The organism is Streptomyces marokkonensis, assembly GCF_008312835.1.
In the GTDB taxonomy this organism is placed as follows: Bacteria; Actinomycetota; Actinomycetes; order Streptomycetales; family Streptomycetaceae; genus Streptomyces; species Streptomyces marokkonensis_A.
The window spans coordinates 56,879-69,748 of record NZ_VSKS01000024.1 but is presented as its reverse complement, the minus strand read 5'-3'; the positions used below and the strand labels follow the sequence as shown (position 1 = coordinate 69,748).

The 12,870-nt window shown below is 70.3% G+C and carries 8 protein-coding genes and 2 pseudogenes; 2 read left to right on the top strand and 8 right to left on the bottom strand.

Annotated features, from left to right (window positions below):
* Positions 1-102: 102 nt before the first annotated feature.
* On the bottom strand, positions 103-1,584 hold the full coding sequence (locus F1615_RS37020) for a transglycosylase SLT domain-containing protein (protein ID WP_149552345.1): 1,482 nt from the start codon (positions 1,582-1,584) through the stop codon (positions 103-105).
* Positions 1,585-2,530: 946 nt separating this feature from the next.
* Between F1615_RS37020 and F1615_RS35810 the strand changes: the two genes are divergently transcribed.
* Positions 2,531-2,698, top strand: coding sequence for a hypothetical protein (locus tag F1615_RS35810; protein WP_167533914.1), 168 nt, complete (start codon positions 2,531-2,533; stop codon positions 2,696-2,698).
* A gap of 100 nt (positions 2,699-2,798) precedes the next feature.
* A pseudogene (locus F1615_RS30870) lies at positions 2,799-3,485 on the top strand (leucine zipper domain-containing protein); the annotation flags it as partial.
* Positions 3,486-3,866: 381 nt separating this feature from the next.
* On the opposite strand, the gene F1615_RS30860 reads toward F1615_RS30870, so the two are convergent.
* The 7 genes and pseudogenes from F1615_RS30860 to F1615_RS30830 all read right to left on the bottom strand — a co-directional run bounded on the left by F1615_RS30860 (position 3,867) and on the right by F1615_RS30830 (position 12,824).
* The gene (locus tag F1615_RS30860) at positions 3,867-5,087 is read right to left on the bottom strand and encodes an FAD-dependent monooxygenase (RefSeq protein WP_149552344.1); all 1,221 of its coding nucleotides are present in this window, start codon (positions 5,085-5,087) and stop codon (positions 3,867-3,869) included.
* Positions 5,084-6,481, bottom strand: a complete 1,398-nt coding sequence (locus F1615_RS30855; RefSeq protein WP_149552343.1) for an MFS transporter — start codon at positions 6,479-6,481, stop codon at positions 5,084-5,086. The genes F1615_RS30860 and F1615_RS30855 overlap by 4 nt, the downstream gene beginning before the upstream one ends.
* Positions 6,482-6,686: 205 nt before the next feature.
* A complete protein-coding gene (locus F1615_RS30850; protein WP_149552342.1) occupies positions 6,687-9,218 on the bottom strand; it encodes an ABC transporter permease in 2,532 nt (843 codons plus the stop codon).
* On the bottom strand, positions 9,215-10,042 hold the full coding sequence (locus F1615_RS30845; RefSeq protein ID WP_149552341.1) for an ABC transporter ATP-binding protein: 828 nt from the start codon (positions 10,040-10,042) through the stop codon (positions 9,215-9,217). Before F1615_RS30845 ends, F1615_RS30850 begins: the two co-directional genes overlap by 4 nt.
* A gap of 132 nt (positions 10,043-10,174) precedes the next feature.
* Positions 10,175-10,849: a response regulator gene (locus tag F1615_RS30840; RefSeq protein WP_149552340.1), complete on the bottom strand. Its 675-nt coding sequence runs from the start codon at positions 10,847-10,849 to the stop codon at positions 10,175-10,177.
* Between the two features lie 12 nt (positions 10,850-10,861).
* Positions 10,862-12,094 (bottom strand): sensor histidine kinase, encoded by a 1,233-nt coding sequence (locus tag F1615_RS30835; protein ID WP_149552339.1) that lies wholly within the window; start codon positions 12,092-12,094, stop codon positions 10,862-10,864.
* 57 nt (positions 12,095-12,151) lie between these two features.
* Positions 12,152-12,824 (bottom strand): annotated as a pseudogene (locus F1615_RS30830) (fatty acid desaturase family protein).
* Between the last annotated feature and the right edge of the window lie 46 nt (positions 12,825-12,870).

Below are 12,870 nucleotides of genomic sequence, written 5' to 3'. Positions count from 1 at the left end.
CCGCGGCACGTCGCGGCGCAGAACCGGCCTGGCGACCGGGCCGGTGAGGCCGGCGATCCTCTCAAGGACTCGAGCCCTCATCAGGCCTGGAACGCTCACTTGTCAGTACCCGTGGGGAGGCCGGTCGGGGTCGAACTGCTGGACCTTCTTGGCGAGATCGGAACCGTCGATGGCGACGCCGTACCGGCTGCGGACGTACCGCATCGCGGCGGCGATGCATGCCACGGGGTCGTAGATGTTCACCGAGGTACCGGGGGCGTGGCGCTGGGCGAATGTCTGTGGGATGCACTGCACGATGCCCCTGGAGCACTGGAAGTGTGTGAGTGCGCCGTTCAGCCTCACGATCCGCCCGTCGCCCAGATGCCCGTCCCCGAAGTCCTTGACCTTGCTGAAGCCGGGAGGCGTTTTGGCGTTGGAGTCCCAGAGATTGCAGGCGTTGGGGTTGCCCGACGATTCGCGTGCGACGGCTGTCCTGAAGCCTTTCACCCAGTGGCTGCTCGCCTGGACACCCGCCGCGGTACTCGCCTCAGCGATCCAGTCCTCCGGCGTGCCCTCGGCCGTGTGCCGATGGAACGTCACCTGCTTCGGGTCGATCTGCCCCGTGGTACCCATGCCGGTCCCATCCGTCGTCCCGCCCACCGGGAAGCCGGTGCGTACCCGAAACAGTCCGGCGCGCTGCCCGAGTTCCGTCAGCGACTGCATGCCGGGTGTCCCCGCAGCGTCACTGCCGGAAGAGTGAAGCATCGTCCGGCGAAACTCGTCGTAGAGGGCCTGAGTGGCGGTCTCGAAGATTCCGCGTTCATCGGCCACGTTCGTGTGCAGGACCCGTGCCAGCCCGTCCTGCACCAGAGCCACATCAGCCTTCGAGCTGGCGTGCCCGCCCGGCTGTGCCTGCTCCTCCTGGGCGCTGTGGGTCGAGGCCCAGACCACCTGGTTCAGGCTGACCCAGGGCTGCTCTGCTGCCGGGGACGAACCCGCCCTTACATTGAACAGCTTTGACCGCTTCCCCAGTTCGATCAACTCCGGGACGGCGGGAACGCCGTGACCGTCCGCCTCGGAGTGGCCCAACTTCTCCGTGCGGAATCGCTCGAAGAGTTCCTGAGTCTCCGCCTCGAACACGGAGTGCGGGTCGCCGGGGGCGACGCCCATGACCTTTTCCAACGCGTCCTGGAAAAGAGCGACATCGTCCGCCGTGGTGCCGTCGCCGTTTCCCGTGGCCTGGTCCTTGGCGCTCGGGTGAGTGGCCGCCCAGGTGAGCTGGATCGAGGACACCCACGGCAGCGCCTCGTCGACTTCTGCCACGGACCGTGGGTCGGACTCACCATGGGACGAAGCAGTGGCCATATAGGTATATCCGGGCTTGTTCTTGAGGCCCGGATCGGCCGTGACAATGCCCTCCGAGAATTTCGGCAGTCCGTATCCGTAGAGATAACTGTCCCGGCGGGCACGCTTTTTCAGGTAGACCCCGTTGCCTTCGGATGAACCGCTGGCGTTGGTGTTCCCTTCGATGGTGTATGCGTGATTCGCGTCGTACTTGTAGACCAGTCCGACGTGTTGGCCTCCCGAAGGGCCGAAGAACACCATTGCTCCGATCGCGGGATAATACGAGAACCTGCCGCGGCTCTTGTACCAGTTGACAGCCGTCGGGCATGAGACGGCACAGGTGCCAGACTCTTCACGCCCGCCTGCTGGAAGGCCCAGGACTGGAATGTCTGGCACCATGCTTGGTTCTGTGACCACTCCAGGCCCGAAACGGCGGGGGAGAATTTCTGATGGTTGTTGTAGTGGCCGTTTGAGAAACCTTCGCGGTATCCCACTTCGGCCTTTTCGATGACGATGAGGGTGTCCGTCTGGCTCATCGTGTGCCATCTCCTCTCCTGCGGTCTTCGGGCTCGAAGAACGAAGGAACGCGAAGACGCACGAAGGGACGCAAGCAACGGTATGGGAATGGGGCCACCGGTCACTGGCTTGCGCGGCCGTCACGCCTATGCTATCGCTGGTGTTGCGGTGCCGCATCTCACCCCCGCAGGTCGCCCGGTGCTACGACTACCGAACCGAACTCGGTATTTCGCTTGGGTAAGGCCATCCGCTTGTGAGGTGCTCGCGGTACTGGATGTGCCGGACGCGTGCTGCATGACAACGGCTCACACAAAGAGCCGAGCTGTCGGTGTTTGTGATCAAGCAGCAGGCGGGCCGGTCAGCAGAACGCGAGCGAGGGTGCCAAGGCCGCCCACTGTTGCAGGCGAGGGTCGGCCGGCAGCACGATCCGAGCGGCCCCATCCTCGGACAGGATGGTCTCCTTGTGCCTGCAACACCTTCTGCCGCAGGCTCGCACGGTCCTGCGCATCACGCCTCAGCGCAGACGACGACAAGCACCCGTCACTCACATGCCTGAACACCTGTCAGCCACCGTCCGTGTACCGGCCCGGCCTGCCTCGGGCAGACCAGCGGTTCCGCAGAGGCCCTTGTACGTCTGCCGAGACGATGACAGGGCATACGGGCTTCACCCCCTTTGAGAGGAGCTCGTTTCATGCTCGGCATAGTCGCGGCGGTGCTGTTCTTCGTGGCGTTTTTGATCAACGCGGCGGATCTCAGCACCAATGATGTGTTCTCTTCGACGAACGTGATGCTGCTGGGACTGACCGCTCTGGCCCTGCACGTTGCCGGAATCGGCGCCGGCTGGTCCCGCAGACGCTAGCTGTATTGATCACGAGCGTTGTTGACGCCCGTGGGGCTTGATCATGACGAACACCTCCGGTGTGGTGGAGCTGTCCAGGACTCCACCGCCGGAGGTCTTCGTGCACCACCGTAACGCCCGGCTGACCGTTGATGTCCGACGGCTCCTGGTCGAACGCGTCGCATCGGGCCGTCCGACCGCTCATGTCGCCGCCGGGATGGGCATATCCCGCACCACCGCCCACAAATGGGTCCGCCGGTTCGCCGCCGAGGGCGACGCCGGCCTCCACGACCGGCCCAGCCGGCCGCACACCACCCCGCACCGGACCCCGGCACCGACGCAGGCCGAAGTCTGCCGGCTGCGACGGGAGCGCAAGCTGGGCCCTGCCCGGATCGGCCCGATTCTCGGGATGCCCGCCTCGACCGTCCACCGCGTCCTGACCCGCCACCGTCTGAACCGGCTGGCGTTCCTGTACCGGACCACCGGACAGGTCATCCGCCGCTACGAACGCGACCGGCCTGGCGAGCTGGTCCACATCGACGTCAAGAAGCCCGGCCGGATCCCCGACGGAGGCGGCCACGAGATCCACCCAGACGAGAAGGTCGCCACCTGCACGGCGTTCCTCCTACGCGCCGCCGTGTTCTTCCACGCCCACGGCATCACCCACATCGAACGCGTCCTCACCGACAACGCCTGGGCCTACCCAGCAGGCTGGCGCCAGGGACCAGCAACTCCAGCAGATCGCCGCCGAAGCGCTCAAGGACGTGTACTTCCAAGACAGCGGCCGCCGCGCCGGGAGCCTGGAGGAGGTCCGCTTCACGGACATCGAGCTCCTGGAGTTCGAGCTGTAGGCGCCACCGCGAACCACGCGAGCCCTGGACCGGCAAGTCCAGGGCTCGCTCGCGTGGCTTCGTTCATCTCAAAGAACGCTTCTCGTCGACATTCACGAGCTGGCAGATCGACAGCTGACTCCGGAACCGGGCGACAATCGCTACATATGCGGCCGATGTGGTGCTACTCAAGGATGGCGGTTCTACAGCAGAACGAAGACCAGACCAGACCGGGCCCGGCCCGCTACCTCCTGCGGTCGTGCCGTCTCCGTGGCCCTGGCGCTGATCTTGTGAGGGCCTCAGTAGGCGGGCAGCAGGGATGCCCGGTGGTGGTGGCAGGGCCCGACCCGGCTCGGCGGTCATGCCGGGCGCAGGGGCTCGGGCAGAGTGAGCGCCGAATGAGCCAGTTTTCCCTCCGCCGGGGGCATGGCGCTGAGGCTGCGCAGTCGTTCGTTGCGCTGCTCCAGGGCCTGGGCGGTGGTGGGGAAGAGGGTGGCGCCGCCCTGGCCGACCAGCCCCTGGTTCGCGGTCACGAACTGCCGGGTGTCGCGTTCGTAGGCGGCGAAGCCCGCGCCGTGACCCCGGTCCGCGAGGCAGCCGGCGAGCATGTACGCGCCGACGAGCGCGAGGCTGGTGCCCTGTCCGGTGAGGAACGAGGGTGCGTACGCGGCGTCGCCGACCAGCGCGACCCTGCCGCTGGACCAGCGGGGCATGCGGATCTGGCTGACCCCGTCGAAGAACAGGTCCTCCGCCTCGCGCAGGGCGGCCAGCATGCCCGGGACCTCCCATCCCGCGTCGGCGAAGACCTGGGCGACCAGGTCGCGTTGGGCCTGCGGGTCCCGGAACGCGTCCAGGGGCGGCTCCGGCTGGGCGAAGTTCAGGAAGGCGTGCACCTCGTCGTCGTCCCCCACGGCGTAGAGTGCCGCGGCCCTGCCCGGGGCGTTCCACATCACGGTCTCGTGGGAGAGCCCGAAGGTGTTGCGCATGGTGAACACAGCGAAGCAGTAGCCGAGGTAGTGGTGGAACTGCTCTTCGGGGCCGAACAGTATCTCCCGGGTGCGCGAGTGCATGCCGTCCGCACCGAACACCATGTCGAACGTACGGCTGCCGCCCCCGCGGAAGGTGACGTCGACCCCGTGGTCGCTCTGGTCGAGGGTGTCGATGGAGTCGTTGAACAGGAACTCCACGTCGTCACGGACCGCCGTGTACAGCGCTTCCGTCAGATCCCCGCGCCGTACCTCCAGGTCCCGTCCCGCGACGCCGCCGGTGACGGCATGCGGGTGCAGGGAGGTCACCTCGCTGCCGTCCGAGTCGAGGAAGGCCAGCCGCCGCAGGTCGATGTGCGCGTCCCGCAGCCGCGGCAGGATCCCCATCCTCCGGACGACTTCCAGTGCGGTGCCGCGCACGTCGATGGGATAGCCACCCCCACGCAGGGTGGGCGCCTTCTCCACGACCGTGACCGCGTATCCGTAGCGGTTCAGCCAGAACGCGAGGGCGGGCCCCGCGATGCTGGCCCCGGATATCAGGACCTTGCGCCTCGGCGTGCCACGGACATCCGTCAGCTGGTCGGTGAGGGTCATTCCTTGACTCCTTTGGGCATGGTGCGAGTGACGAACAGGGCCAGCGACGTGACGACGCCGGCTATGACGAAGCCGGTGACGTAGGCCGATTCGGCCGCGACCTCCGACCCGGAAGGGGTTGCGGCGGTGAGGAGCGCACCACCGAGCTGCCCGCCCACGGCGTAGCCGAGTACGCGGCTCACCAGGATCAGGCTGGTGGCGATGCCGGTGTCCTTGGCATCGACGGCCGTGGCGGTGCTGGTCATCATCGCCGTGACACACAGGCCGTTGGCCAGCGCGATCAGCGCCTTGCCGACGACGACGTGCCAGACCTCGGTGTGCACGGACGCCAGGACGACCAGGGAGACGGCCATCATGACGACCCCGGTGTTGACCACGGCACGCGAGCCGAAACGCCGGTCCCCGATCCCGCCGAGCGGCCCGGCCAGCGTCGCGGCGACGGCGCCGGGCAGCAGGAAGAAGCCGATCTCGGTGGCGCCGGCGCTGAATCCGTACCCGTCGCCGCGCTCGTCGAGCAGCTGCGGAACGAGATAGACCGCCATCGAGGTGCCGAGGCAGATCACGAATGTCAGCGCACATGCCTTCCAGATCGCGGGCCGTGCCAGCAGGTGCAGATCGATCATCGGAGAGGCCGCACGCCGTTCGACGGACACCCAACCGGTGGCGAAGACGGCCAGAAGCACGACGAGGGCGCCGAGCACGAGTGGTTGCGAGGCCGCTTCGGGCGCCAGCGCGAGTACGAGCATGAGCGTGACCAGCATTCCGCTCAGGAGCAGCAGGCCGGGCCAGTCGATGCCGGCGTCGTCCGACCCGCCCGGCTGGTCGGACGGCATGAGCGTGTTCACGAGCAGGGTGGCCCCGATGACCGCGATCGTGGGCAGCGCGAACATCCAGTGCCGGGAGAGCTCTTCCGCCACCGGCCCGGCCGACAGCATGCCGACCATCCCTCCCCCGACGAAGAGTCCGCTGACCACTCCGATGGCGACCTTCGACTCTCCCGGGGGCAGGTTTTTGCGCACGACGATGAACGACAGGGGAAGCGCGCCCACCATCGCCCCTTGCAGCACCTGCCCGAGCAGCAGCACGGGCAGGTTCGGGGCCAGGGCGGACACCGTGCCGCCGACCGCGACGACCGCCATCAGCCGGATCAGGACCCGTTTCCCGCCGTAGCGGTCGCCGAACTTGCCTGCCAACGGCGTGATGAGTGCCCCGGTGATGAGGAGCACGATGCTGAGCAGCGCCCCTTCGGACTGGCTCATGTCCAGTTCGCGTTCCAGGAGCGGGATCGTCGGTGACACCACCGACTCCAGAGCGCCGGTGGACAGTGCCAGTAAACCGAGGGCTCCGACAGCGGCCTTCCCGATGGGGACCGGGGGAGCCAGGATTGTGGTCATGAGTGTCCTTTCCGTCATTGCCGGGTGAGGGAGGGGGCGACGGGGCGCGCGGCATGCGGCGCTGCCGCCCCGCGGCTCGTGCCGGACGCGGACAAGGGCCGCCGCGGCACGGTGTGCGCTGCTCCGCGGCCCGAGAGACGGGAGCCGATAAAGGGTGGGAGCCGGGTACGGGGCCGATGCGATGCCGGCTGCCGCCCCGGATGGGCTAGGACCAGCGGCGCAGCGCGGCCCGGGCCGGCAGCGTGACCGCCAGCAGGGCCAGGCCGCCGGCTGCGACCGCGAAGCATCCGTACACCAGCGGGGGCACGTACGGCATGTCACCGGTCACGCCGCTCATCATCGGGATCAGCGTGGCCGCGGCGATCGCGGAGCCGAGGACCAGGCCCACCACGGAGACCAGCAGGCCCTCCCAGCGGAGCATCGTCATCACCTGACGCCGGGTGGAGCCGACGAGGCGCAGGGTGCCCAGTTCGCGGCGGCGGTCCAGGACCGTCATCACCAGGGTGTTGACGGCGGCGACGGCGGCGAACCCGCCGAGGACCGCGGCCATGGTGTTGTTCAGCCAGGCGCCCGTCTTCGCGTCGCGGTTCTGCTCGGTGGCGTAGCCGGAGGCGTCGGTGACCTCGCCCAGGGGGGTGAGCGACCTTTCCGAGCCGCCCCGTACCAGCAGGGTGCTGTCGAAGCCCGAGGTGACGTGCCCGGCGAGGGACGCCCGGTCCATGGTCACCGTGGCCAGGCCGAGGCCGCGGCCGTAGACCGCGACGATCTCGGGGCTGACCTCCGTCCCGTCGGGGAGGTGGAGCGGGAGCCGGTCGCCGACATCGGCGTCCGCCGAGGTCGCCAGGGTCTTGTCGATGGCGATACGCCCCTCGCCGAGCCGGTCGAGGCTGCCGTCGCGTACGTCCAGGTCCTGCACCTTCGCCAGTGCGGCGCCGGAGCCGGTGACGCCCTGGGTGGCCGCGCCCTGGAGCGACTTGAACTCGCCGGAGCCGGTCGGCACCAGCACCTGGGTGTTCAGCAGCCCGACGGCCGCCTCCACGCCCGGTGCGCGGGCGGCGCGTGCCGCCGCGTCCACCGGGAGCCCGGCCGGGTCCGTCACCACGTGGTCCGCGGTGATGCCCGCGCGTAGCTGCTTGTCGGCGGCGTGGGTCTCGCTCGTGTGCATGAACACGAGGGTGGAGGAGAAGGCCACGGCGAGCACGATCGGGGTGATCGCGGAGGCGAGGCGGCGGGCGTTGGTCCGGGAGTTGGCGGCCGCGAGCTGGGCGGCCGGGCCCGCGCCGCGCAGCGGGAGGCCGAACAGGCCGGCGCACAGCCGTGCCACCAGCGGGCCGAGCAGCCCGACGGCGAGCATGAAGAGCATGACGACGCCGAGGGCGGCGCCAGCCGCGTCGTCTCCGGCGGAGCGGGCGGACACGCCGGTGAGGATCGCGCCGCCGACGAGGGCGCCGACGCCGAGGACGGTCCGGAGGAGGCCGGGCCGCAGCCGCTCCACCGACGCGTCCGACAGCGCCTGCCCCGGCTTGGTCTTCGCGGGCCGGCGTCCGGCGAACCAGCCTGCGCCGAGCGCGGTGAGCAACCCCATGACCACGGCGGCGAGCAGCGGAAGCCCGGAGACGTGCAGGTCCACGGCGCGCGGGATGGCGCCCCGGTCCTGGAGCTGTCCGAACCACCAGTGCGCGAGTCCGATGCCGGGCAGGCAGCCGATGATCCCGGCGAGCGGCGCGACGAGCAGTGCTTCGGAGGCGACCGCGCGGCGGACCTGCCGCGGGGTGGCGCCGACGGCGCGCAGCAGGGCGAATTCGCGGGAGCGCTGTGCGACCGAGAGGGCGATGGTTCCGGCGGCGGTGAAGACCGCGACGAGGGCGGCGATGCCGCCGAAGGAGCCGCCGATTCCGAAGAGGGTCACCTTGGCGTACCCGAGGCTCGGGTCCTCGACGGCGCCGCGGTCGTCGCCGGTGTGGACCTGGGCGCCGGAGCCGGCCAGGGCCTGTTTCACGGCTGCGGCGAGGGCATCGGTGTCGGTGCCGTGCTCTGCCAGCACGACGACGGCGTCGGCCTTGCCGGGATGCCCGGCGAGCGTGGCGGCCTGGGTGTCGGCGAACCAGAGCAGGGCGCCCGCCCCGCCGGAGTCCCGGACGGTGTCCGCGGGGCCGGCCTCGGCGACGCCGGCGACACGGAAGTCCTGCCGGTCGGCGGCGGTCTCCAGTACGACGGTGTCGCCGACCGCGGCGTGCGCGGCGCGGGCCGTTCCCGCGTCGAGCACGACTTCCCCCTCGCGGGGTGCGGAGCCGTTGGTCAGCGAGGTGCCGGTGAAGGTGTGCGAGCCCCATCCGTGCGCGGTGAGCACACCTCCCGGAACAGTCAGTGCACGGGCGCCGGCGTCCGTCGCGCGCACCGGGAAGGTGAAGTCCGCGACTGCGGTGGCCGCACCCGGCGCCCCGGCGGCCTTCGCAGCCAGCCCGGCGTCCATCCGTGCCGTGTCCGGCAGGGGCGTCGCCTCCTTCTCGCGGTCCTCGCCGCTGCCGGTGACCACGTACTTGTTCTGGTCCGCCGCCGCGACGACCGGCGCGTTCGCGTACCGTTCCGGCGGCACGGAGGCGCGCAGACTGGTCTCGAGCAGGATTCCGCAGGCCGAGACGATCAGTGCGGACATCAGCAGCGCGAGGAAGGTCCCGGCGAAGGACGCGGGTTTGAAGCGGACGGCCTCACGGGCGAGTCCGTTGGGGCGCCTCATGCCGCCACCCCCGCCACCGCACCGGAGCGGGAGGCGCGCGAGGTGAGCACGGTCATCCGTGCCGCGATCTGCTCCGCCGAACCGCGCTCGAGGTGGTCGGTGAAGGCGCCGTCGGCGAGGAACAGCACACGGTCGGCCCAGGCGGCCGCGGCCGGGTCGTGGGTGACCATGACAACGGTGGCGCCCAGAGCGTCCACCGCGTTACGCAGCAGGCTGAGGACCTCGGCGGCGGTGCCGGTGTCGAGGGCGCCGGTGGGTTCGTCCGCGAAGATCACGTCGGGGCTGGTGACCAGGGCGCGGGCGACGGCCACGCGTTGCTGCTGACCGCCGGAGAGCTCTCCGGGCCGGCGCTTCGCCTTGTCGGCGAGTCCGACCTGGGCGAGCACCGCCTGCGCCTGGCGCCGGTCCTGGCGCTGCCCGGCCAGGAGCATGGGCAGCAGGACGTTCTGCTCCACGGTCAGCGACGGCAGCAGGTTGAACGCCTGGAAGACGAAGCCGAGGCGGCTGCGGCGCAGCTCGGTGAGCTCGTTCTCGCTCATGCCGGTGATCTCCGTGCCGCCGAGGCGCACGGATCCCGCCGTCGGCCGGTCGAGCCCGGCTGCACACTGCAGGAAGGTGGACTTGCCGGACCCGGACGGGCCCATGACCGCGGTGAACGTGCCGCGCGGCAGAGCGAGTTCGATGCCCGCTAGAGCGTGCACCGTGCCTGTCCCCCGGCCGTACTGCCGCCGGACGTCGCGCAGTTCGACGGCGAGACCGGGCGTGGCGGCCGGGACCTCGGGCCGGTTGTCCGCCTTCTGCCGCTTGCCCCTGCGTAGCCTCATGTCCCGTCTCCCTCTCACGTGTACTTTCTGTGACGGGTGAAGAGTGCGGGGACGGCTGAGCGCCGGGCGTCATACCGGGGAGCCAATGTGGGGTGCTACCGCGGTAGGGGGTGGAGGAGGGGCGGGGGCGTCCTACTCGCCCGGAGCGACCAGCCCCGACTCGTAGGCGAAGACCACCGCCTGGGCGCGGTCGCGCAGGTCAAGCTTGGTCAGGACGCGGCTGACGTGCGTCTTCACCGTCTGCTCAGCCAGCACCAGCGTCTGCGCGATCTCCCCGTTCGACTGCCCGCGGGCCACCAGCGTGAGGACCTCGGTCTCGCGTTCCGTCAGGCCTTTGAGCCGCAGCGCGGGCTTGCTCCGGACGGCGGGACGCTGCTTGGCGAAGTCCGCGATGAGGCGGCGCGTCACGGAGGGGGCGAGCAGCGCGTCCCCCGAGGCCACGACGCGGACCGCCGCGATGAGGTCGGCCGGCGGCGCATCCTTGAGGAGGAAGCCGCTCGCGCCCGCCCGGAGCGCCTCGTAGACGTAGTCGTCGACGTCGAAGGTGGTGAGCATCAGGACGCGCGGCCGGTGTGTCACACCGGGTGCCGGCTCCAGGAGGCGGCGTGCGGCCTCCAGCCCGTCCATCTCGGGCATCCGCACGTCCATCAGCACGACGTCCGGGTGGGTACGCCGGCTCAGCTCGACGCCCTGCGCGCCGTCGGGGGCCTCGCCCACCACGTCGATGTCGCTCTGGGCGGCCAGCAGGGCGGCGAAGCCGGCCCGCACCATGGCCTGGTCGTCGACGATGATGACGCGCGTCGTCACGTGAAGTCCTTTTCAGTCAGAGAAGTTGAGGGGAAGTTGGGCGGCGACCCGGAAGCCGCCGTCCGGCAGCGGCCCCGTGTCGAGGCTGCCGCCGACGAGCCGCACCCGCTCGCGCATGCCGACGAGGCCGTGCCCGGTGCCGCCCACCTCGAGTGGCCCGTCGGGCGGCTGGGGCGGCGGTCCGTTGACGACCAGGACGGTGAGCCGCGCACCGTCCTGCGGATCGGACTCCGTCACCGACAGGGACACCTGCGTGCGGGCACCCGGCGCGTGCCGCACGACGTTCGAGAGAGCCTCCTGGACGATCCGGTACGCGGACAGGCCGACCGTCTCGGGCACGGCGACGTCGCAGGGGGTGAACTCCACCGGCCCGCGGGCCCTCGCCGTCACTTCCACCAGCTGCCCGATCTGCGCCAGGCCCGGCTGGGGCACGAGCTCGCCGTGCGCCTCCTCGTTGCGCAGCACGCCGAGGAGCCGTCGCATTTCGCCGAGCGACTCGCGCGCGGTCGCCGCGATGGACGTGAACTCCTCCCGCACGTCCGGCGGAAGCGAGTCGAGGCGGTACTCCGCGGTGTCCGCCTGCACCGTGATGACGGACATGTGGTGTGCCACCACGTCGTGCAGCTCGCGGGCGATCCGGGCGCGCTCCTCCAGCAGCGTCCGCCGGCCACGTTCGGCCTCGCTGATCGTCTCCTGCTCGACCAGCCTGCGCTGCACCTCGGACCGCTCGCGCAGCGCACCGCCCAGCACGAGCGCGACGCCCCCGAGGATGGTGAACAGCATGCCCCTGGCGCCGAAGCCATGGGGCGCGACGAACCCCAGGGCCACGTTCGCGGCGGCCGTCGCCAGCCACACCAGCAGCAGTGTCCGGCGCCGTTCGCGCAGGCCCAAGGCGAGGCAGACGCCGACGTACCCGACGATCTCCATGGGCGGGAACGGCCACAGCAGCCGCTCCTGGAAGTCGACGGTGAGCAGGGCGAGCGCCCCGGCGACGTCCGCGACGAAGACCACGAACCAGGCCCGCAGTGGCCGTACGACGGCGAGCAGCAGCGGCGCGGCCTGCGCGACGGCCAGCCCGGCGGCGACACTGCCGGTCAGGCCGTAGTCGGCGGTGAGGACCACGATGGTCGTGGGCAGCAGGGCGACGCACAGCACGAACGCCACGGCCCACGGCGACAGCCGCACCCATCGCCGCGAAGCCCCCGCGAGCAGTGCGCGCGGGCGTTCCTCCTCCACTGAGGTCATGCGCACCAGCCTATGTGCGCCGCGACGGCGTCCGGAGTGGCGCAAGGCGTCGGCTCCTCATATGTCGGCACGCAGCGGTTCTCCCACTTCGTACATGTCCCGCAGCGCCTGACGGTGGGAGTCGACGAGATCGGTCTCCGCGTAGGGGATGCCGAGGTCGCGGCAGCGGGCCTTCACCATGGACTGGGCGAGACTCAGGTGCGGGCGGGGCATGCTTGGGGAACAGGTGGTGCTCGATCCGGTAGTTGAGGCCCCGAGGAACCAGTCGGTGAGGAAGCTGCCCCTGACGTTGCGGGACGTGAGGCGTAGCTCATGCCGAGCAGCAGGTTGCCGTGGATGAGCCCGATACGGCGGTTGGTGGCGCGGTTGCCGCTGATCTGGGCATGGCCCGCGTCGTGGCCGATGAAAACGCCGTGCGGGCACACAGGACGGTGAGGACGGAGGCCAGCGCGACGACCCACCAGGAGCCGCCGATGAGCGCCATGCCGGTGACGATGGCGGCAAGTCCCAGCGCGTTGGTCGCGATGGTGCGCGCGTACCAGCCGGGGCGCCGGTCGAGCAGCCCCAGTCCCTTGACGTCACGCAGCAGCGGCTTGAACTCGCTGCCCGCGTCCGGTTGGGCTTGTCGCGCGGTGGCGTTCTCGGGGCGCGGCGGAGGCGAGCTTCGCCGTGTGCTGCCGGCACGCGTGGTCACTACGGCGGTGGTCGGCAACGTCCTGAAGCGGCGCATCCATCCGTCTCCCTCTGTCTCGTCCGTGGGAAGACGAGAAGGTAGA

Bases quoted from the DNA above. Each gene is read 5' to 3' on its own strand.
- F1615_RS37020 (WP_149552345.1), bottom strand. From the start codon at position 1,584: ATGGTGTTCTTCGGCCCTTCGGGAGGCCAACACGTCGGACTGGTCTAC.
- F1615_RS35810 (WP_167533914.1), top strand. From the start codon at position 2,531: ATGCTCGGCATAGTCGCGGCGGTGCTGTTCTTCGTGGCGTTTTTGATC.
- F1615_RS30860 (WP_149552344.1), bottom strand. From the start codon at position 5,087: ATGACCCTCACCGACCAGCTGACGGATGTCCGTGGCACGCCGAGGCGC.
- F1615_RS30855 (WP_149552343.1), bottom strand. From the start codon at position 6,481: ATGACCACAATCCTGGCTCCCCCGGTCCCCATCGGGAAGGCCGCTGTC.
- F1615_RS30850 (WP_149552342.1), bottom strand. From the start codon at position 9,218: ATGAGGCGCCCCAACGGACTCGCCCGTGAGGCCGTCCGCTTCAAACCC.
- F1615_RS30845 (WP_149552341.1), bottom strand. From the start codon at position 10,042: ATGAGGCTACGCAGGGGCAAGCGGCAGAAGGCGGACAACCGGCCCGAG.
- F1615_RS30835 (WP_149552339.1), bottom strand. From the start codon at position 12,094: ATGACCTCAGTGGAGGAGGAACGCCCGCGCGCACTGCTCGCGGGGGCT.